This window comes from Mycobacterium sp. 1245805.9, assembly GCF_001672915.1.
Classification (GTDB): domain Bacteria; phylum Actinomycetota; class Actinomycetes; order Mycobacteriales; family Mycobacteriaceae; genus Mycobacterium.
The window spans coordinates 41,951-62,046 of sequence record NZ_LZKR01000212.1 but is presented as its reverse complement, the minus strand read 5'-3'; the positions used below and the strand labels follow the sequence as shown (position 1 = coordinate 62,046).

Here is a 20,096-nt window from a genome sequence, read left to right as displayed (position 1 = left end):
GCCCGCCGGGGTGTACCTGCGGGCGTTGTCGAGCAGGTTGGACAGGATCTGCGCCACCCGGGTCGGGTCCGCCTTCACGGCTAGCTCGTCCGCGCCGGTCCGGATGACCGTGACCCCCGGCGCCAGCAGGGTCGCCCGGTCGGCTTCGGCGTCGACGACGGCGGCGAGGTCGACGTCCTGCAGGTCCAGCGGCAGCCCGGCGTCGATGCGGCTCAGGTCCAGCATGTCGGCCACCAGGCGTCCGGCGCGGCGGGCGTCGGACAGCAGCAGGCTGGCACGGCGGTACTGAGCGCGCGCCGCGTCGTCGTGCCGCTGACCGGCGTTGCTGACGAGTTGTTCGGCGGCCGCCTGGATGCCGGCGATCGGCGTGCGCAGCTCGTGCGCGGCGTCGACGAGAAATCGCCGGGTGGCCGCCTCGGCGCGCCGGGCATCCTCGGCCGAGTGCTGGGCCCGCCGCTCGGAGGCTTCCAACGCCTCCAGCATTCCGTCGAAAGCCGCTGCGGCGCGGCCCAATTCGGTGTCGGCGCGCTTCGGGCGCAACCGTCGCCCGCGATCACCCGTCGCGATGTTGGTGGCCAGCGCGGTGAGCCGGTCCAGCGGCCGCAGCGCGACGCGGCTGACCGCGATCAGCAGCAGCGCCGCCACCAGCAGCGTCGCCACACCCGCGCCGATCATCAACTGCCGCAGCTGCCGGGTCACCTGCGTGGTCTGCGTAGTGTCCGCCACCAGGATCACGCGGCCGCCGTCGGGCAACGGATGCACCAGCTCGGTGGCGGTCGCGTCCGGCGGCTCGGGCGGTCCGCCCGGCGGCGGCCCGAACGGCGGCGGCCCGAACGGCGGGTAGCCGGGCGGTGGCGGCAGCGGTGGTGGCCCAAGCGGCGGGACGAACGCGCCGGCCGTGGTCTCCGCACTGATCGCGGGATCGCCGTACGCCGTGCCGTCGGCGGTGACCACGAGCGCGCGGACGGTGCCGCCGCCGAGTTGGGCGGCGATCTGCTGCGGCGGCGTGCGCGCCAGCGCCAGCGCGTCCGCGCGCGAGGTGGCTGCGAGAAGCCGGTCGTTGAGGTTTCGACGGGCCTGAGCGCGCACGGTGACGTCGATGATCACCCCCAGGATCACCAGCAAGACCGCGAGCAAGCCGACGACGACGACGACGACGCGACGCTGCAGCGACGGCGTCGGGGTCACCGGGTCGGCCGGCGCCGTCATGATCGGTGGGCCTGCACGCGATAGCCGATGCCGCGGACGGTGTGCACGATGCGCGGCCCGTGTGCCTCGAGCTTGCGGCGCAGCCCGCTGATGTGCACCTGCACCAGGTTGGGGTCGTAGGCGTCGTAGCCCCACACGGCGTTGAGGATCTGCGGGGCGCTGACGATCCGGCTGCGCTGTTCGACCAGGAATCGCAGCAGCCGCAGCTCGGTGGCGGTCAGGTCCAGCTCGTGCCCGGCGCGCACGGCGACCCCCGCGTCGACGTCGAGCATCAGGTCGCCCACCTGCAGCGCCCGCGGCAACCGCCCCCGCCGGCGCAACACCGCGCCGACCCGCGACACCAGTTCGGCCAGCTCGAAGGGCTTGACGACGTAGTCGTCGGCCCCGCCGTCCAGGCCGCGCAGCCGGTCGTCGAGGCCGTCGCGCGCGGTGATCAGCACGATGCCGGCGTCGCCCCAATCCCGGATGACGTCGATCAGCTCGAACCCGTCGCGCCCGGGCAGCATCACGTCGAGCACGACGAGGTCGGGCCGCAGGCCGTCGAGCGCGCGCTCCAGGCCGTCGCCGTCGGGGCAGGCGTCGGCGTGGTATCCCGCGTCGGTCAGCGCCTCGCTGACCATCTCCCGGATCGTCTCGGAATCCTCGACCACCAGCACCCGCGGAGTGCCGGCCGTCGGGCGCTCACCCGCGCGCGGGAAATTCACCATTCCTCATTGTTAGCGCTCCGTTTCGGGTATGGCCGTCGACGCCGCTTTCTTCAGGTTCGCTTCAAGGTCGACATCTGCATTACGCATGTATTGCTGCTATTCTGCAGGCATGGTGGCCATCACGATCCGGGACGTTCCTGGCGAGGTTCGCGACGAGCTGGCCGCGCGTGCAGCCCGGTCGGGCCAGTCGCTGCAGGAATACCTCCGCGGCCTACTCGTCGCCACGGCGGACAAGCCCACACCGGGCGACGTCATCGCCCGCGCGCGCGCCCGGGTCGACGCGACGCAAGCGCGCCTCGACGCGGCCGCCATCCTCGCGGCCAAGGGCGCCGAGCGACGGTGACCGCGCGTGTCGTCTGCGACGCGTCGGCGGTCGTAGCCGTTCTGCTGGATTCGGGCGGCGACGGTCAATGGGCAACCGGGCGCCTCGCGGATGCGCAACTTTTCGCACCAACGTTGCTGCCATACGAATGCGCCAACGTCATCAGGCGTGCGGAACGCGGCGGGGCGATCGGCGCCGACCAGGCCGCTCAAGCGCACGCCGACCTGCTGGACTTGGCGATAGAACTCTGGCCCTACGACCTGCTGGCGACACGCGCTTGGCAGCTGCGGGCGAATCTGTCCAGCTACGACGCCGCCTACATCGCGCTCGCCGAGACCATCAGCGCTCCGTTGGTGACTTTGGACCGGCGGATCCTGCGAGCGCCGGGAATTACGTGTCCGGTGTTGGTCCCGGAGGCCACGTCCGAGCAGTAGCATCCTCGGGTACCGTTTCGGCGCCCGCCGCCATTTCACCGTCGTCGTCTTCGCCGTCGGGCTGGCGGGCGTCGTGCTGGGCGCGATCGCCGCCTTCGCGATAACCGGCGTGGTCTTCACGGTCCGCGTTCAGCTTCCCCCGCCGCCGTATCCGCCGCCCCCGGGGTCGAGCGCGCCGGGTTGCGTCTACCCGGGCCTGCCGTCGGGCACCGCGCCAAGCGTCATGCCGGCTCCGCCCGTGCCGCCGCTGCCGCGCTGAGGTCGGCGGCGCCGGAACCCAGCAACGGCCTGCCCGCCACCTCCGGGGCGAAGATCAACGTGACGGCGCCGACCGCCCCGGCGAACATCAACATGTACGCGGGCATCATCGGATTGCCGGTCCCGGCGACCAGGGTCTCCGCGATCAGCGGGGTGGTGCCACCGAAGGCCGAAACCGCGATGTTGAACCCGATCGACACCGCGCCGTAGCGCACGTGGGTGGGAAACAGGGCGGGCAGGATCGCCGGCTCGAGGCTGCTCAGGAAGAGCATGGGTAGGGCGACAAGCGCCACGCCGGCGAACTTCGTCGGATACGCCCCGCCGAACCGCATCAACGCGAACGCCGGCAGCGACACCGCGATCAGCAGCCCGCAGCCCGTCCACATCAGCGGTTTGACCCCGATTCGGTCCGACAGCATCGCGACGAGGAGCACCCCGACCGTCAGGACGGCCAGCACCACCAGGACCATCACCAGGGCCGCGGTGTCCCCCACGCCCGCGGTCTTCTTGAGGTAGGTCGGCACGTAGCCGCTGACCATGTAGCTGGTGTCGGTGACCGCGAGCTCCACCCCGAGGCAGATCAGCAGCCCTTTCCACTGCCGCACGACGGTCAGCACGAATTGGGTGCGGATCGAGACCGGCACCGCGACCTTGTGCACCTTCTCGTAGCCGGGAGACTCCTCGATCCTCGAGCGCAGGTAGATCGCAACCAGGCCGAGCGGCGCGGCCAGCAGAAACGGGATGCGCCAGCCCCAGCTCAGCATGTCGGCGCTCGACAGCACCGTCTGCAGCCCGGTCACCAGCACGGCGCCCACGACGAACCCGCCCAGCGTGCCCACGGGGAGGAAGCCGGCCATCATCCCGCGTTTGTGGTCGGGGGCGTGTTCGGCGATGAACGTCATGGCGCCCGCGTATTCGCCGCCGGAGGAAAGTCCCTGGCCGATGCGGATGACGGTGAGCAGGATGGGCGCCCAGATCCCGATGGTGTGGTAGCCGGGCAGCGCGCCGGTCAAGGCGCCGCAGACCGCCATCAGCGAGATCGTCATCACCAGCACGGGCTTGCGCCCGATGCGGTCACCCAGCGGGCCGAAGATGAACCCGCCGAGGGGCCGGACGACGAATCCGGCCGTCATGGTGCCGAACGTGGCGATCAGGTTGCCCGCGTCGGAATTGCTCCCGGGATAGAACGTCTGCGCAAGGAGCGTGGCGACGAGGCTGAAGAGGGTGAAGTCGTACGCCTCCATGAAGTTGCCGATGGCCGTGCCCTGGATGGACCGCTGCGCCGCGCGCCGATCCGCGACGCGAGTCTCGTCGCGTGTCCACGTCGCGGCGTGACCCGCTTTCCGGTTCATCGAGGGTGCCCATACCCGAAACTCGCGGCGCCTACGCCGCGTGCGCCCGGGCTAACTCCGCTCCGGGCCCTGGATCGTCATCGCCGCGAACGTGGCCAAAAACGTCGCGGCGGGAAGGGCGTTGACGATCTTGTCCCGCGCCCGGATGTGCGCGCCGACGGCCAGGGTGAAATACAGCGTCAGCATCGCCGTCGTCAGCCTCGCCAGGCCGGGGAACCGGAAGACCGAGAGCAGGCCGATCGCCGCGGCCGCCTTGACGACCGGCAACACGGGTCGAATCTCGTCCGGCACGCCGACGTCGTCGAGAACCTTCTTGATCGGGGCCACCTGGACCCCGCAGGCCACCGCGTCGACTGCATGGAACACGGCAAGCGCCGCATAGGTTTTCGGCGAAGTCAGCGCACTCATACGCCCAAGCCTATTGGGTCAGCCGCGGCGGCGCCCCGGGCTCGCCGTCCACCGGCGCGCGGGCGATCGCCTCGGCCTTGGCCACCGCCTGGGCGATCGCCGGGTCGGTCTCGGTGGAGAACCAATCGGCGACCTCGGCGTCGTCGTCGGCGCTGTGCCTGGGCGCGTCCTCGACCGGGGACGGCTGGAAGCGGAACACGCCGTCCTCGCCGGGGGCGCCCAGGAGTTTGGTGAAGCCCTGCAACGCCGAGCTGAAATCGCTGGGCACCACCCACACCTTGTTGGCGTCACCGCGCGCCATCTCCGGCAGCGTCTGCAGGTACTGGTAGGCCAGCATCTCCGGGGTGGGCCTGCCGGCCTTGATCGCGGCGAACGTCTTCTCGATGGCCTTGGCCTGCCCCTGCGCCTGCAGGTAGGCGGCGGCGCGCTCACCCTGGGCGCGCAGCATCCGCGACTGCCGGTCGGCCTCGGCGGCCAGGATCGCGGCCTGCTTGGCGCCCTCGGCGGCCAGAATCTGCGCCTGCTTTTGGCCCTCGGCCTCCTTGATCGCCGACTCGCGCATGCCCTCGGCGGTGAGGATCATCGCCCGCTTCTCCCGGTCGGCCTTCATCTGCTTTTCCATCGAGGCCTGGATGGACGGCGGCGGGGCGATGCTGCGCAGCTCGACCCGGGCGACCCGCAGGCCCCAGCGGCCGGTGGCCTCGTCGAGCACGCCGCGCAGCTGGCCGTTGATCATGTCGCGGGAGGTCAGCGTCTGCTCGAGGGTCATGCCGCCGACCACATTGCGCAGGGTGGTCGTGGTGAGCTGCTCGACGCCGACGATGTAGTTGCTGATCTCGTAGACCGCGGCCTGAGGCACCGTGACCTGGAAGTAGACCACGGTGTCGATGTTCAGCGTCAGGTTGTCCTCGGTGATCACCGGCTGCGGCGGGAACGACACCACCCGCTCGCGCAGGTCCACCCGGGCGCGCACGCGGTCGATGAACGGCACCAGCAACGTCAGCTGCCCGCTGACCGTGCGGCTGTATCGGCCCAGGCGTTCGATCACCGCGGCCTCGGCCTGCGGAATCAGCGCAACGGACTTCGCCACCACAATGATCCCGAAGGCGATGATCGCGAGGGCCACCACCAACAAAGCGATCCCAGCCATCGTGCTTCCTCCTAGTTGTCCGCCAGCGACTACATGTCCTTGAACACCACCGCGGTGGCGCCGTTGATCTGCATGACCGTCACCCGTTCGCCGGGTTCGTAGACATCGTTGTCGTTCAGTGGCCGCGCCGTCCATACCTGGCCGTCCAGCTTCACCTGGCCCTCGTCGCGGGCGACGCGGTCGAGGACCAGCGCGCTCTTGCCCTCCAGCGCCTTGATGCCGGTCGGCAGCCCCTTGGTGGGTGTGATCCGGCGCCGCAGCGCCGGCCGCACCACAACCAGCAGCAGCACGGAGACGACCACGAATACCGCCGCGTTGGCCCAGAGCGGCAGGCCCAGTAGCCAGGTGCTGCCCCCGGCCGCCAACGCACCCCCGGAAAGCATCAGCAGGGACATGTCGCCGGTCAGCGCCTCCGCACCGGCAAGCACCAGCGCGAATATGAGCCAAATCACCGCGGCGGGCATGCGGTCAGAATACGCGTAATCCGCCTTTGCCGGACCAAACAACTACACTCCGAGATCATGTGGTGTCCCAGTGTCTCGCTGTCCCTGTGGGCCAACGCCTGGCTCGCAGGCAAGGCCGCGCCCGACGATGTGTTGGACGCGTTATCCCTTTGGGCGCCAAAGCAATCGGTCACCGCGTATGATGCCGTCGCCGCGGGTCACACCGGACTGCCGTGGCCCGATGTCCACGACGCCGGAACGGTCACGCTGCTGCAGACGCTGCGCGCGGCGGTTGGCCGGCCGTCCGTGCCGGCGTCCGCAGGGTTGCCGGCTCGGTTGCGCGGGACCATCACCGTGGTTCTGCCGGTGCCGGGCGACGTGCGTGGGCTGGCCCCGGGGACGCAGTTCGAGAGCGATGCGCTGGCCGCCGGCGAGGCCGTGATCATCGCCAACCCCGACGACCCGACCACCGCCGTCGGGCTGGTCCCCGAGTTCAGCTACGGCGATCTGGACGCGGCCGACGACGACGCGGACCTGCCCGAATTGTGCGCGCTGTCGTGGACGGTGTACTCGCTGCCCGGCGCGCCCCCACTGCACCACTATGAGCTCGGCGACGCGGAATACGCGCTGCGATCCGCGGTGCGCTCGGCCGCGGATGCGCTCGGCGCCATCGGATTGGGCGCCGCATCCGACGTCGACGATCCGCGCGGGCTCGTCGAGCAGCTGCTGGAATCGGCACGGCAGCACCGCATTCCCGACCATGCGCCGTCGCGAGCGCTGCGGGTGCTGGAGAACGCCGCGCACGTCGACGCCATCATCGCCGTCAGCGCCGGCTTGAGCCGGTCCGATTCCCCCGCCGACCGCATCGCCGCGGGGATCACGCAGTCGTCGTCGCAGGCGCAGATCGCCACCGACGCGCTGCGCCCGCTGACCACCGTGGTGCGTTCGGCGCGGATGGCCGCCGTCGACGCGATCCTGCATTCGGCCTGGGGCGACGCCGTCTGATGGCGGCGACCCGCTTCGCCCAGCTACGCTGCGCTCGCGATCGCCGCTAATCCTGTTGGCGCGCCACACAATGTGGCGGGCGGCACGCCGCGCCGTTGACGCTGGCGAGGCAGCCGGGCACCGGATCCGTTCCGGTCACCCGGGTCGGCGCCCGACCGTTGCGGAGCTCGTCGACCAGGTCGGCGGCCAGGCGGGCGAATCGCCTGTCGGCGTTGGGAGTTGCGGCGCGGGCGAAGGCCATCCCCGCGGCCTCGGCCTGCGCCCGCAACTCGTGGTCGAGGTCCCACACCACCTCGATGTGGTCGGCGACGAATCCGATGGGGCAGACGATGACGGCTTTGGTGCCACGTAACGTCGTCAGATGGTCCTCGACGCTGGGCTCCAACCACGGGACCTGGGGCGGGCCCGAGCGCGACTGCCAGGCCAGGTCGTAGTCGGAGTAGCCGGCGGCGGCCGTGACGAGCCTTGTGGCATAGTCGACTTGGCGGCTGTACAGCCGCGGGCCGAAGCGCTGGTCGGCGGCCACCGGGACCGAATGAGCGGTGAACACCAGCCGGGCGCCCTGCGGCACCGTCCGGGCCGCGGCGATGACGGCGTCGGCGAACATCTCGACGAAAAGCGGATGGTCGAAATACGGCCGCAGCTTTACCAATTCGGGCGAGCCCGGTCCGGCCACCCGGCGGGCCCGGGCGATGTCCTCGACATACTGCGTGCAGCTGGAATATCCGCTCCACGCCGACGTGGTGAACACCGCGGCACGACGAACACCGTTGTCCCGCATGGTCGCGACGGTGTCCTCGACGTAGGGCTCCCAGTTGCGGTTGCCGAAATACACCGGCAGGTCCAGTTCGGCGCGCAGCTCGGCGATCAGGGCGCGGTTGATGCCGTTGATCGGCGACACCCCGCCGAAATGCAGGTAGTGCTCGGCGACGTCGTCGAGGCGCTCGGGTGGCACGTTGTGGCCCCGGGTGACGTTCTCCAGGAACGGCCGCACCTGCTCTGGCCCTTCGGGCCCGCCGAAGGACAGCAGCAGGACCGCGTCGAACTCCATTGCGCCCTAAAGCAACTGGGTGCTGGCGCCGCCGTCGGCGTAGATGATGGTCCCGGTCGTGGCGGGCAGCCACTCCGAGAGCAGCGCGCACACCGTCTTGGCGACGGGTGTGGGGTCCTTCATGTTCCAGCCGATCGGCGCGCGCTGATCCCAGCCCTCCTCGAGCAGCTGCATCTGGGCGCCGGCCTCCTCACCGAGCGCGCCGCCGACGATCGCGCTCATCGCCAGCGTCCGGATCGGCCCGGCCGCAACGAGATTCGACCGCACACCGTAAGGCCCGGCCTCACGCGCCACGAACCGGTTCACCGATTCCAGCGCGCTCTTGGCCACCGTCATCCAGTTGTAGGCCGGCATCGCGCGCGAGGGGTCGAAGTCCATGCCGACGATCGAGCCGCCGGGGTTCATGATCGGCAGCAGCGCCTTGGCCAGCGAGGCGTACGAAAAGGCGGAAATGTGAATGCCTTTCGACACGTCCTCGTACGGAGCGTCGAAGAACGGGTTGACGCCCATCCCGGTCTGCGGCATGAAGCCGATCGAGTGCACCACGCCGTCGAGCTTGTTGCCCTCGCCGATCTCGGCAGTCACCCGCTCGGCCAGGCTGTCCAGGTGCTCCTGGTTCTGCACGTCGAGTTCGATCAGCGGCGCCTTCTCCGGCAGCCGGTCGGCGATGCGCTGGATCAGGCGCAACCGGTCGAATCCGGTCAGCACCAACTGCGCCCCCGCTTCCTGGGCCACCTTGGCGATGTGAAACGCGATCGACGAGTCGGTGATGATCCCCGTGACCAGAATCCGTTTGCCTTCGAGCAGTCCTGCCATTTTCCGTCCTAGTGTCGGGGCCTCAGTGGCCCATGCCCATGCCGCCGTCGACCGGGATGACCGCGCCGGCGATGTAGCTTGCGTCCTCCGACGCCAGGAAGCTGACCGCCCCGGCGACCTCGGCGGCCGTGCCGACCCGCTTGGCCGGGATGAAGTCCAGTGCCCCCGCCTGAATCCGCTCGTCCAGCGAGCGGGTCATCTCGGTGTCGATGTAGCCGGGGGCGACCACGTTGGCGGTCACCCCGGCCTTGGACAGCTCGCGCGAGATCGAGCGCGCCATGCCGATGAGGCCGGCCTTGGCGGCCGCATAGTTGGACTGGTTACCGATGCCCCACATGCCGGACACCGACCCGATGTAGATGATCCGGCCGAACCGCTTTTTCTGCATGCTGCGCGCCGCGCGCTGGGTCACCCGGAACGCCCCGGTGAGGTTGGCGTTGATGACCTCTTCGAAGCGCTCCTCGGTCATCCGGATCAGGAAGGCGTCTTTGGAGATGCCGGCATTGGACACCAGCACCTCGACCGGGCCCTGGTGCTCCTCGACCTCTTTGAACGCGCGGTCGACGGCCCCGTTGTCGGTGACGTCGCACACCACGCCGAACAGCCCGTCAGGCGCCCCGGATCCGCGGTGCGTGACGGCGACCTTATGCCCGTCGGCCGCGAGCCGCTGCGCGATCGCCAGGCCGATGCCCCGGTTTCCGCCCGTCACCAGGACAGAGCGGGCCACGAATGCGGGTCTGCCGTAGTCGGTGGCACTTTCGGTGTTCTCGGTGGCTGTGTCAGTCACCCCGTCAACCTATCGTCTCACCGTATTGGGCCCGAAATCGGCTGGCCGGGCTTCCCGAACGTGAAGCCACTGCGAATTTCGGCGCGATTTTTCGCAGTGGCTTCACGTTCGGCGAAAATCGAGGCGAGGCTTGCGCGTAAGAAAGGTCAGCTAGTTCGGCAGGCGCCGGTTGATCAGCAGCGCGGCCAGCCCCGCGAGCGCCAGCACCAGCGCACCCAGCCGCAGCCAGCCGGCGCTGGCGTCGCCCTTGATCGTCTCGTAGCCGATCTGCTGTTGCAGCGACGCGTAGACGGCTTTCAGTTCGGCCAGGCTCGCGGCGTTGTACCAATTCCCACCGGAGAGCTCGGCGACCTTCTTCATGGTGGAGTCGTCGACGGGGACGGGCTGGCGCTGGTCGTTGATCTCGACGAAGCCGTAGGGCGTGCCGAACGAGATCGTCGAGATCGGCACACCCTGGTCCTTGGCGGTGCGCGCGGCGGTGAAGGCGCCCTTGGGGTTGTCCGGGTTGGTCGGCATCGTCTCCTTGCCGTCGGAGAACAACACGATGCGCGCGGGCGGGGGCGTGTCGCCGCCGCCGATCACCGCGCCGACCGTGGCGATCGCCTGCAACGCGGTGAAGATGCCCTCCCCGGTGGCGGTGCGGTCGGCGAACTGCAACTTGTCCAGCGCGTTCTTGGTCGCCTCGCGGTTGGTCGTCGGGGACACCAGCACGGTCGCCGTACCGGCGTACTCGATCAGGCCCAGGTTGATGCCCGGGGTCAGCTCGTCGGCGAACGCCTTGGCGGCCTCCTGCGCGGCCGCCATGCGATTGGGCGGGACGTCGGTGGCGCGCATCGACTGCGACACGTCGATCACCAGCATCACCACGGCGCGGTTGCGCGGGATCCGGACGTCGTTGGTCGGCCCCGCCATCGCGATCGTGAACAGCACCAGCGACAACACCAACAGGATCGCCGGCACGTGCCGCCACCGCGAAGGGCGTTGGGGTGCAACGCTTTCCAGCAGCTCCATGTTGGCGAACCGCAGCATCCGCCGCTGCCGCGCCAGCTGCAGCACGATGTACAGCGCGGCCAGCCCGACGGCGGCGAACAGGAACAGGAGAAACCATGCGTGTGCGAAGCCCGACAGCGTCATCGGGCCCAGCAGCGGCAATGTCACTGCCGGCCCGCCAGTGCCCCGCGGCGGCGGGACTCGACGAAGCGGACGATGTCGGCGATCCAGTCCCGGTCGGTGCGCAGCGTCAGCACCGGGGCCCCGCAGCTGCGGATGGTGCGGGACACCTCCGCGCGGTGCGCCGCGGCCGCCTTCGAGAAGTCGTCACGCAGCTGGGCGTCGATGGTGAATTCCCGGGTGACACCGGTTTCCGCGTCCTGCAACACGACGTCGCCGATGTCGGGCAGCTCGACGTCACGCGGGTCGAGCACCTCGATCGCCAGCACCTCGTGGCGGGCCGCGATCGCCCGCAGCGGGCGCATCCAGTTGATGGGGCCCAGGAAGTCGCTGATGATGACGGCCATCCCGCGCCGGCGTTCGGGGCGGCGCAACGCGTCGATCGCGGTCGCCAGGTCGCCGCGCACGCCGACCGGCGCCTTGGGCGTGGTGGCGATGGTGCGCAACAGCGTCTGCTCGTGCTGGCGCCCGGATCGGGCCGGGACCCGGGTGATGGTCGCGCCGGTGGCGATGATCGCGCCGAGCCGGTTGCCGCCGCCACTGTTGAGGAACGTGATCGCCGCCGCGGCGGCCACCGCCAGGTCGCGCTTCTCGCACACCGTGGTGCCGAAGTCCAGGCTGGCCGACATGTCGACGACCATCCAGGTCTCCAGCTCGCGGTCGGCGATCATCTGCCGGACATGCGGGTGCATGGTCCGCGCGGTGACGGCCCAGTCCATGCGCCGGACGTCGTCGCCGGGCTGGTACTCGCGCGACTCGCCCGGCTCGGTGCCCGGCCCCGGGATCAGGCCGAGGTGGTCGCCGTGCAGGACGCCGTCGAGCTTGCGCTTGACCGTGAGCTCGAGCTGGCGCAGCGCCGCCGACAGCTTCGGGTCGTCGATCTGCCCGCGCTCAAATGATGGCGGATGGCGCACCGCCGGCTTCTGGGCGTCGGTCACCGACCGCTGGCCGCCACGGTCTGCATCACCGGCGGAACCGAATGACCTTGCTGCGGAACGGCATTCACCTGCGGCAGGGCCACCGTCTGCAGGATACGGTTGATGACGATCTCCGGCGAGATCTCGTCGGCGAGCGCGTCATAGGTGAGGATCAACCGGTGCCGCAGCACGTCGGGGATGACCTCGACGACGTCCTGCGGGATCACGTAGTCGCGGCCCCGCACCAGCGCCAGCGAGCGGGCGCCGGCGATGATGCCCAGCGAGGCGCGCGGTGACGCGCCGAACGAGACCCACGTCTTGACGTCGTTCATGCCGAGTTGCTCGGGGTTGCGGGTGGCGGTGACGACGCGCACCACGTAGTCGACCAGCGCGTGGTGGACGAAGACGTTGGACGCGATGTCCTGCAGCCGCAGCAGGTCGCCGGTGTTGAGGATCTGCTTGGGCACCGGCGGCTTGACGCCCATCCGGTAGATGATCTCCCGCTCCTCCTCCGGCGACGGGTAGCCGACGTTGATCTTGAACAGGAAGCGGTCCCGCTGGGCCTCGGGCAGTGGGTAGACACCCTCGTGCTCGATCGGGTTCTGGGTGGCCATCACCAGGAACGGGTTGGGCAGCGGGAAGGTCTTGCCGCCGATCGACACGTGGCGTTCCTGCATGACCTCCAGCAGCGCCGACTGCACCTTCGCCGGCGCGCGGTTGATCTCGTCGGCGAGCAGGAAGTTGACCACCACCGGGCCGAGCTCGGTGTCGAACTCCTCCTTGCCCTGCCGGTAGATGCGGGTACCGATGATGTCGGTGGGCACCAGGTCGGGCGTGAACTGGATGCGCGCGAACGTGCCGCCGACCACCCGCGCGAAGGTCTCCACGGCCAGCGTCTTGGCCACGCCGGGGACACCCTCGAGCAGGACGTGCCCCTTGGACAACAGGCCGACCAGCATCCGCTCCACCAGCTGGTCCTGGCCGACGATGATGCGTTTGACCTCGAAGATGGCCCGCTCCAGCGTGTGGACCTCCGCGGCCAGCCCATTGCCGCCGCCCGGGGGCGCCTCGTGGGCCGGAGGGCCGGACGGACCACCCTGGCCCGGGTAATTGCTGGCGCCGGGGGGCGGCCCACCTGCTGATGTCATCAAGAACCCTCCACGTTCAAACGGACACGACTGCCGGGCAGCGACGTGCCCTGGACCAACTATTCCAGGCCAGCCGGTTTCCGTCGACGCCGCGCCAGGCCGGCCCCGCGATCAGTACTCGATGATCCTAGTCAGGAACGGCGTCATGCCGGGCTTGCGCACCGGGCTGACGGTGACCTTGCCGGCGAGGCTCGACGCCTCGAGCATCTGCCCGTTGCCCAGGTACATGGTGACGTGCTGGCCGCCGTTCGGGCCGTAGAAGATGAGGTCGCCGCGCCTGGCCTGGTCCGGGGGAATGTGGCGGCCGGCGTTGTACTGGTCACCGGAAAACCGCGGAATCAGCACCCCGACGCCGGCGAAGCCGTAGCGCATCAGCCCCGAACAGTCGAAGCCGTTGATGTTGGCCCCGTCGCCGACGCCCTTGCTGGGCCCGTCCAGTGAGCCACCGCCCCACGAATACGGAACGCCCATCTGCGAGCCCATCCGCTTGATCACGTACTCGACGGCCTGCCGGCCGTAGACGCGCGGGATCTTGCCGCCGGGGTTGGTGGGGGTGGCCGCGGTGGGCGCCGGGTCGCCGCCGAGGTTGATCCCGAGCCCGCCGAGGAATTGCTTGCCCAGGTCCATCGTGGTCTGCGCGGCCTGGGCGGTGGCCTGCAGCGAGGCATTGGCGACGGCGAGCGGGTCGCCCGGCGCACCGGCGCTGATGGTGGCCGGCAGGGTGGGGTCCCATTGTCCGGGATCGGCGGTGGCAGGCGCGGCCACAGACAACATCAGCCCGGCCACCACCGTGGTGATCCAGGCGAAGTTGATCAGGCGAAACCTATTGCGGCGCATAGCTCCCCGTTCAGTCACCATTCGATGTAGCGGACCACATAGGGCGTCATCCCGCTGGTGCGCACGGGCGCGACGCGAACCTTCAATCCGATGTCGGGAGCCTCGAGCATCTGGCCGTCGCCGAGGTAGATCGTCACGTGCTGGCTGCCGCCGGGTCCGTAGAAGATGACGTCACCGCGGCGCATCTGCGCCGACGGGATCTTGCGGCCCAGGTTGTACTGCGAACCCGAGTAGTGCGGCAGCTTGATGCCCACGCCGGCGAACGAGTACAGGACCAGGCCCGAACAGTCGAAGCCGGTGATCCCGGCGCCGGAGTCGATGCCCTTGCTGGGCCCGGCCGCGTTGCCGCCTCCCCACGAATAGGGCACGCCGATCTGAGACATGCCGCGGCGGATCACGTACTCGGTGGCCTGCCGCCCGTACACCCGGGGGATGCGGCCCGCGGTGCCGCCGGGTGACGCGTTGGTGATGCCGGTGTCGTCGGGCTTGAGGATGCCCAGCTGCTGCAGGAAGCTGCGGCCCATGCCGGCGGTGACCTGCGTCGACGTGGCCGAGATGCCCAGCACCTGGTTGATGACGGCGATCGGGTCGCCGGGGACGTTCGCGCTGGGCACCATGGGCAGCGTCGGGTCCCACAGGCCATCCCACCGGCGGCCGCCGGAATGCGGGGCACCGGCCGGCGCACCGGGGTCCCACCGGTCGCCCGAGGCCGCGACGCCGGATGAGCCATGCCCCGCCGCCCACTCGCGCTGGGCCGCTTCGAGTTTCGCCTGTGCCTGATCGCGCTCGGCGGCCAGGCGGGTGGCCAGCTCACGTTGGTCGTTGAACTTGCGCTTGGAATCGGTCAGCGCGGCCACCGCGGCGTCCTGGCTGGCCTTCGCGTCGGCGGCGGCCTTGTCGGCCTTCTGCTTGGCCAGCCGCGCGGCCGACTCCTTGTTCACCTGCTCGGTCCGGGCCCGCTGCAGCTTGTCCATCACCGCCTGCGAGCTCGCAGTCAGCGTCTCGGCGGCGCTTTGCGTCGCGATCATGTCCTCGGGGCTGGTCGCCGTCAGGTAGCTGCCCGACGGTCCGTTCATGTAGGTGGCCGCCGCGAAGGTGTTGAACCGATGCTGGGCCGCGGCGATCGCCGCGTTGGCGTCCTTGACCGCTTGCTGGCTGGCCTCCACGTCGTGCCCGGCGGCGGTCGCGTTGTCCCGCGCGGTCTCCACGTCGACCAGTGCCTTGTTGACGCTTTCCTGCTCGGTCTGGATTTCGGCCGTCAGGTCTTGCATCCGCTGGTTGGCCTTGGCGACGTTCGCGATCAACGCGGCCATGCTGTCCGCGGCGGGGTCGGCGTCGGCCAGGCCCGGGGTGGACATCAGCATGGCCACGCTCAGCACCGACGGAACGACCGGCCGGAGCAGCCTGGTAGCCGGTCGCGCAGAGGGCCCCCAGCGCGTACGTCTCATTCGACAGGTCTCCTACGGCTCAACGCGGACGGGCGGCGCCAGGCACGGCCTTCTTCGAAAACGCCACAAACAACACGAGCACCATTTGCACCGTACGTCACATATGACGCCGTGGAAACGCTAGTCACAAACTGCACTCTGGACGTGCGTTTAATGTGACCGAACGGTGACCTGCGGTGTTTGCCGCGCAGCGCCGGGGGCGACGGCCCGAGCAGGCGGCCGGCGCCGGATGCGCGGGTCAGGCGCCGTGACTAGGCGATGCCGGGCGCTTCCGCCGTCGTGTCCGGCGCGCCGGCCGGCGTTGCTGCGCGCTTGGCGCGCAACTGCAGAAATCGGGTGCCCACGGCCGCCGTGAGCACCGCGATCAGCAGGAAGATGGTCAGGCCCGTCCAGGGGAACTCGGGCGTGTTCAGCTCGTGCAGGAAGTGCTGCGCCGAGACGACCGGGTTGCCGGTCTTGGCGTTGTCCTCGCCGGCCTCGAGCGTGACGCGCGGGAATTGCGTGCTGTAGGTGCCGACGTAGCTGGGGCTGAGCGTCAGCACGGTCGCGTCGTGATAGTCGGCGCCGACGACGGTGGAGATGTCGCGCAGCGGGGTGTCGTTCGGCGGGTTGTGGTCGAGCAGCACGATCTTGAGGTTGATGCCGTCGGCGTGGGCCTGGTTGACGATGTCGAGCAGGCCGGGCATGGCCGCGGGTGATGCGCTGACGCCGGTGGCGGCGACCTGAGCCTTGATCGCGGTCATGTCGACGTCCACCGGAATGTACAGCGGCAGAAACGGGTGCCCGGTCATGCCGACACTGTAATGGGGCTTTAAACCCGCGCCGCGCGCGACAAGACTGGGTCTAGGGAACCCGCCGTAATACAGGACAAGCGTACTGTTAAAGTGGTACCGCACCGCCGACACGGCCCGTCGTCGGAAGAACTTAATCATTGGGAGTTGAAGTGACTGATTCTGTGAACTCGTTCGGAGCCCGCGACACCCTCAAGGTCGGCGACAAGAGTTACCAGATCTACCGCCTAGACGCCGTCCCCAATACCGAGAAACTCCCCTACAGCCTCAAGGTCCTGGCCGAGAACCTGCTGCGCAACGAGGACGGCAGCAACATCACCAAGGACCACATCGAGGCCATCGCGAACTGGGATCCCAAGGCGGAACCCAGCATTGAGATCCAGTACACGCCGGCCCGCGTGGTGATGCAGGACTTCACCGGCGTGCCGTGCATCGTCGACCTGGCCACCATGCGCGAGGCCGTCGGCGACCTCGGCGGCGACCCGGCCAAGGTCAACCCGCTCGCCCCCGCCGACCTGGTGATCGATCACTCGGTGATCGCCGACCTGTTCGGCACCGCCGACGCGTTCGAGCGCAACGTCGAGATCGAGTACGAGCGCAACGGCGAGCGCTACCAGTTCCTGCGTTGGGGGCAAGGGGCTTTCGACGACTTCAAGGTGGTCCCGCCGGGCACCGGCATCGTGCACCAGGTCAACATCGAATACCTGGCCAGCGTGGTGATGGACCGCGACGGGGTGGCGTACCCCGACACCTGCGTGGGCACCGACTCGCACACCACCATGGTCAACGGGCTCGGCGTGCTCGGCTGGGGCGTGGGCGGCATCGAGGCCGAGGCCGCGATGCTGGGCCAGCCGGTGTCGATGCTCATCCCCCGCGTCGTCGGCTTCAAGCTGACCGGCGAGATCCAGGCCGGAGTGACGGCCACCGACGTCGTGCTGACGGTGACCGAGATGCTGCGCAAGCACGGCGTGGTGGGCAAGTTCGTCGAGTTCTACGGCGAAGGCGTGGCCGAGGTGCCGCTGGCCAATCGCGCCACCCTGGGCAACATGAGCCCCGAATTCGGTTCCACCGCAGCCATTTTCCCGATCGACGAGGAGACCATCTCCTACCTGCGCTTCACCGGCCGCACCGACGAGCAGCTGGCGCTGGTCGAGGCCTATGCCAAGGAACAGGGCATGTGGCACGACCCCAAGCACGAGCCGGCGTTCTCCGAATACCTCGAACTGGACCTGTCCGACGTGGTGCCCTCGATCGCCGGGCCCAAGCGCCCGCAGGACCGGATCGCGTTGTCGGACGCGAAATCCACGTTCCGCGAACAGATTCCCAACTACGTCGGCGACGACCCCGAGAAGACGGACTACTCGAAGCTGGACGAGGTGGTCGACGAGACGTTCCCGGCCAGCGACCCCGGCGCTCTGGACAACGGTCACGCCGACGACCACAAGCCGGTGGAGTCGGCCGCGAAGCACGCCAAGGGCCGGGTGAGCAACCCGGTCACGGTCAAGTCCGACGAATTGGGCGAGTTCGTGCTCGACCACGGCGCGGTGGTGATCGCCGCCGTCACGTCGTGCACCAACACCTCCAACCCGGAGGTGATGCTGGGCGCGGCGCTCTTGGCGCGCAACGCCGTCGAGAAGGGACTGGCCGCCAAGCCTTGGGTGAAGACCACGATGGCGCCCGGCTCGCAGGTGGTCCACGACTACTACGACAAGGCCGGCCTGTGGCCGTACCTGGAGAAGCTCGGCTTCTACCTGGTCGGCTACGGCTGCACCACCTGCATCGGCAACTCCGGCCCGCTGCCCGACGAGATCTCGAAGGCCATCAACGACAACGACCTTTCGGTGGCGGCGGTGCTGTCGGGCAACCGGAACTTCGAGGGGCGCATCAACCCAGACGTGAAGATGAACTACCTGGCGTCGCCGCCGCTGGTCGTCGCCTACGCACTGGCCGGGACCATGGACTTCGATTTCGATAGCGAGCCCCTCGGCAAGGACAAAGACGGCAACGACGTCTACCTGAAGGACATCTGGCCGTCGCAGAAGGACGTCTCGGACACCATCGCCTCGGCGATCAGCCAGGAGATGTTCACCAAGAACTACGCCGACGTGTTCAAGGGCGACGAGCGCTGGCGCAACCTGCCGACCCCCAGCGGCAATACCTTTGAGTGGGACCCGGATTCGACGTACGTGCGCAAGCCCCCGTACTTCGAGGGCATGTCGGCCGAACCGGAGCCGGTCTCCGACATCTCCGGGGCCCGGGTGCTGGCCCTGCTGGGCGATTCGGTGACCACCGACCACATCTCCCCCGCCGGCAGCATCAAGCCGGGCACCCCCGCCGCCCAGTACCTCGACGAGCACGGCGTGGATCGCAAGGACTACAACTCCTTCGGCTCGCGGCGCGGCAACCACGAGGTGATGATTCGCGGCACCTTCGCGAACATCCGGCTGCGCAACCAGTTGCTCGACGATGTGGCCGGCGGCTACACCCGCGACTTCACCCAGGACGGCGGCCCGCAGGCGTTCATCTACGACGCGGCGCAAAACTATGCGGCACAAGACATTCCGCTGGTGGTGTTGGGCGGCAAGGAATACGGGTCGGGCTCGTCGCGCGACTGGGCGGCCAAGGGCACGCTGCTGCTGGGCGTGCGGGCGGTGATCGCCGAGTCGTTCGAGCGCATCCACCGGTCCAACCTGATCGGCATGGGCGTCATCCCGCTGCAGTTCCCGGAGGGCAAGACCGCCGGAGACTTGGGGCTGGACGGCACCGAGGTCTTCGACATCACCGGCATCGAGGCGCTCAACGACGGCAAGACCCCGAAGACGGTGAAGGTCAAGGCCACCAAAGACGGTGGCGTCCCGATCGAGTTCGACGCGGTGGTGCGCATCGACACCCCCGGCGAGGCCGACTACTACCGCAACGGCGGCATCCTGCAGTACGTGCTGCGCAACATGCTCAAGTCGTAGCCGTCGCCGCCTGTGCCAAAAGTCAGCGAGGACCATCTGGCGGCCCGCCGCCGCCAGATCCTCGACGGTGCCCGCCACTGCTTCGCCGAATACGGCTACGACAAGGCCACGGTGCGCCGGCTGGAGCAGGCGATCGGGATGTCGCGCGGCGCGATCTTCCATCACTTCCGGGACAAGGACGCGTTGTTCTTCGCGCTGGCGCACGAGGACGCCGAGCGGATGGCCGACGTGGCCTCCCGCGAGGGCCTGATCCAGGTGATGCGCGACATGCTCGCCGCGCCCGACCAATTCGACTGGCTCGCGACCCGGCTGGAGATCGCGCGCAAGTTGCGCAACGATCCGGTGTTCAGCCAGGGCTGGGCGGATCGCTCCGCGGAACTGGCGGCGGCGACCACCGATCGGCTGCGCCGCCAGAAGGCGGCGCACCGGGTGCGTGACGACGTTCCCGGCGACGTGCTGCAGTGCTACCTAGAGCTGGTGCTCGACGGCCTGGTGGCCCGACTGGCGTCCGGCGAGGATCCGCGCCGGCTGTCCGCGGTCCTCGATCTGGTGGAAAACTCGGTGCGGCGCAAGGACTCTGGGGCGCGAGCGTAACGCCACTGCGAATGAGGGGACGTAACTTCGCAGTGACGCTACGCCCGCGGGGACTGGCTCCGGGCCGAAGTGTGGTTGGGGCCGCCGCGTCCGCGCAGGGTGGTGCCGGACTCCAGCAGCATGCTGTGAACCGACCCGTACGACCTGCCGGTGGTGGCCACCAGGTTGCGGATGCTGGCGCCGCGCTCGTACGCGTTGCGGAGTTCGTGCAACATCTGCTCGCGCGTCTTCTTCGGCTTCCGCACTGCGGTCTTCAAGGTCCCCTCCATGCTCTGGGTTCGATCCC

Annotated in this window: 21 protein-coding genes; 5 read left to right on the top strand and 16 right to left on the bottom strand. The window is 69.2% G+C overall.

All coding sequences use genetic code 11. The annotated features are described in order from the left end of the window. Both A9X00_RS27125 and A9X00_RS27120 read right to left on the bottom strand, forming a co-directional pair. Positions 1-1,209 (bottom strand): HAMP domain-containing sensor histidine kinase (locus A9X00_RS27125; protein ID WP_067160776.1); only part of this gene is annotated, 1,209 nt, incomplete at its 3' end. After that, complete coding sequence (locus A9X00_RS27120; RefSeq protein ID WP_067160773.1) at positions 1,206-1,916, bottom strand: response regulator transcription factor; 711 nt, start codon at positions 1,914-1,916, stop codon at positions 1,206-1,208. The genes A9X00_RS27120 and A9X00_RS27125, both read right to left, overlap by 4 nt. A gap of 109 nt (positions 1,917-2,025) precedes the next feature. Here A9X00_RS27120 and A9X00_RS27115 point away from each other — a divergent pair, with 109 nt between their 5' ends. Next, entirely contained in the window at positions 2,026-2,259 is a 234-nt protein-coding gene (locus A9X00_RS27115; RefSeq protein WP_067160769.1) for a hypothetical protein, read from the top strand. Then, the gene (locus tag A9X00_RS27110) at positions 2,256-2,672 is read left to right on the top strand and encodes a type II toxin-antitoxin system VapC family toxin (RefSeq protein WP_067160767.1); all 417 of its coding nucleotides are present in this window, start codon (positions 2,256-2,258) and stop codon (positions 2,670-2,672) included. Before A9X00_RS27115 ends, A9X00_RS27110 begins: the two co-directional genes overlap by 4 nt. A gap of 221 nt (positions 2,673-2,893) precedes the next feature. On the opposite strand, the gene A9X00_RS27100 is transcribed toward A9X00_RS27110, so the two are convergent. The 4 genes from A9X00_RS27100 to A9X00_RS27085 are packed head-to-tail and all read right to left on the bottom strand — an operon-like array spanning position 2,894 to position 6,304. Then, positions 2,894-4,282 (bottom strand): MFS transporter, encoded by a 1,389-nt coding sequence (locus tag A9X00_RS27100; RefSeq protein ID WP_082975555.1) that lies wholly within the window; start codon positions 4,280-4,282, stop codon positions 2,894-2,896. A gap of 51 nt (positions 4,283-4,333) precedes the next feature. Further along, positions 4,334-4,690: a DoxX family protein gene (locus A9X00_RS27095; protein WP_067160761.1), complete on the bottom strand. Its 357-nt coding sequence runs from the start codon at positions 4,688-4,690 to the stop codon at positions 4,334-4,336. Positions 4,691-4,700: 10 nt separating this feature from the next. Further along, positions 4,701-5,840 (bottom strand): SPFH domain-containing protein, encoded by a 1,140-nt coding sequence (locus A9X00_RS27090; protein ID WP_067160758.1) that lies wholly within the window; start codon positions 5,838-5,840, stop codon positions 4,701-4,703. Positions 5,841-5,869: 29 nt separating this feature from the next. Further along, positions 5,870-6,304, bottom strand: a complete 435-nt coding sequence (locus A9X00_RS27085; protein WP_067160755.1) for an NfeD family protein — start codon at positions 6,302-6,304, stop codon at positions 5,870-5,872. A gap of 57 nt (positions 6,305-6,361) precedes the next feature. On the opposite strand from A9X00_RS27085, the gene A9X00_RS27080 reads away from it, so the two are divergent. Continuing rightward, positions 6,362-7,288 carry a hypothetical protein gene (locus A9X00_RS27080; RefSeq protein WP_067160752.1) on the top strand — a complete coding sequence of 309 codons (927 nt, stop codon included), beginning with the start codon at positions 6,362-6,364 and terminating at the stop codon, positions 7,286-7,288. Positions 7,289-7,334: 46 nt separating this feature from the next. Here A9X00_RS27080 and A9X00_RS27075 read toward each other — a convergent pair whose 3' ends face one another. The 9 genes from A9X00_RS27075 to A9X00_RS27035 all read right to left on the bottom strand — a co-directional run bounded on the left by A9X00_RS27075 (position 7,335) and on the right by A9X00_RS27035 (position 16,253). Further along, positions 7,335-8,339, bottom strand: a complete 1,005-nt coding sequence (locus tag A9X00_RS27075; protein WP_067160749.1) for a ferrochelatase — start codon at positions 8,337-8,339, stop codon at positions 7,335-7,337. A 6-nt stretch (positions 8,340-8,345) separates the two neighbouring features. Next, positions 8,346-9,155, bottom strand: coding sequence for an NADH-dependent enoyl-ACP reductase InhA (gene inhA, locus A9X00_RS27070; RefSeq protein ID WP_067160747.1), 810 nt, complete (start codon positions 9,153-9,155; stop codon positions 8,346-8,348). 22 nt (positions 9,156-9,177) lie between these two features. After that, a complete protein-coding gene (gene fabG, locus A9X00_RS27065) occupies positions 9,178-9,942 on the bottom strand; it encodes a 3-oxoacyl-ACP reductase FabG (protein ID WP_067160744.1) in 765 nt (254 codons plus the stop codon). A gap of 150 nt (positions 9,943-10,092) precedes the next feature. After that, a complete protein-coding gene (locus tag A9X00_RS27060) occupies positions 10,093-11,100 on the bottom strand; it encodes a VWA domain-containing protein (protein WP_067160741.1) in 1,008 nt (335 codons plus the stop codon). Continuing rightward, on the bottom strand, positions 11,097-12,050 hold the full coding sequence (locus A9X00_RS27055; RefSeq protein ID WP_067160737.1) for a DUF58 domain-containing protein: 954 nt from the start codon (positions 12,048-12,050) through the stop codon (positions 11,097-11,099). The genes A9X00_RS27060 and A9X00_RS27055 overlap by 4 nt, the downstream gene beginning before the upstream one ends. Next, a complete protein-coding gene (locus A9X00_RS27050) occupies positions 12,047-13,177 on the bottom strand; it encodes a MoxR family ATPase (protein WP_067160734.1) in 1,131 nt (376 codons plus the stop codon). Before A9X00_RS27050 ends, A9X00_RS27055 begins: the two co-directional genes overlap by 4 nt. A gap of 111 nt (positions 13,178-13,288) precedes the next feature. Continuing rightward, a complete protein-coding gene (ripB, locus tag A9X00_RS27045) occupies positions 13,289-14,014 on the bottom strand; it encodes an NlpC/P60 family peptidoglycan endopeptidase RipB (RefSeq protein ID WP_067160731.1) in 726 nt (241 codons plus the stop codon). A gap of 14 nt (positions 14,015-14,028) precedes the next feature. Beyond that, the gene (ripA, locus tag A9X00_RS27040) at positions 14,029-15,462 is read right to left on the bottom strand and encodes an NlpC/P60 family peptidoglycan endopeptidase RipA (RefSeq protein WP_067160729.1); all 1,434 of its coding nucleotides are present in this window, start codon (positions 15,460-15,462) and stop codon (positions 14,029-14,031) included. Positions 15,463-15,713: 251 nt separating this feature from the next. Next, positions 15,714-16,253 (bottom strand): DUF6676 family protein, encoded by a 540-nt coding sequence (locus A9X00_RS27035; RefSeq protein ID WP_067160726.1) that lies wholly within the window; start codon positions 16,251-16,253, stop codon positions 15,714-15,716. 152 nt (positions 16,254-16,405) lie between these two features. On the opposite strand from A9X00_RS27035, the gene acnA reads away from it, so the two are divergent. Further along, positions 16,406-19,216, top strand: a complete 2,811-nt coding sequence (gene acnA, locus A9X00_RS27030; protein ID WP_067160723.1) for an aconitate hydratase AcnA — start codon at positions 16,406-16,408, stop codon at positions 19,214-19,216. 12 nt (positions 19,217-19,228) lie between these two features. Beyond that, positions 19,229-19,810, top strand: coding sequence for a TetR/AcrR family transcriptional regulator (locus tag A9X00_RS27025; protein ID WP_067160720.1), 582 nt, complete (start codon positions 19,229-19,231; stop codon positions 19,808-19,810). Positions 19,811-19,848: 38 nt separating this feature from the next. On the opposite strand, the gene A9X00_RS27020 is transcribed toward A9X00_RS27025, so the two are convergent. After that, the gene (locus A9X00_RS27020) at positions 19,849-20,055 is read right to left on the bottom strand and encodes a helix-turn-helix domain-containing protein (RefSeq protein WP_067160793.1); all 207 of its coding nucleotides are present in this window, start codon (positions 20,053-20,055) and stop codon (positions 19,849-19,851) included. Positions 20,056-20,096 lie beyond the last annotated feature (41 nt).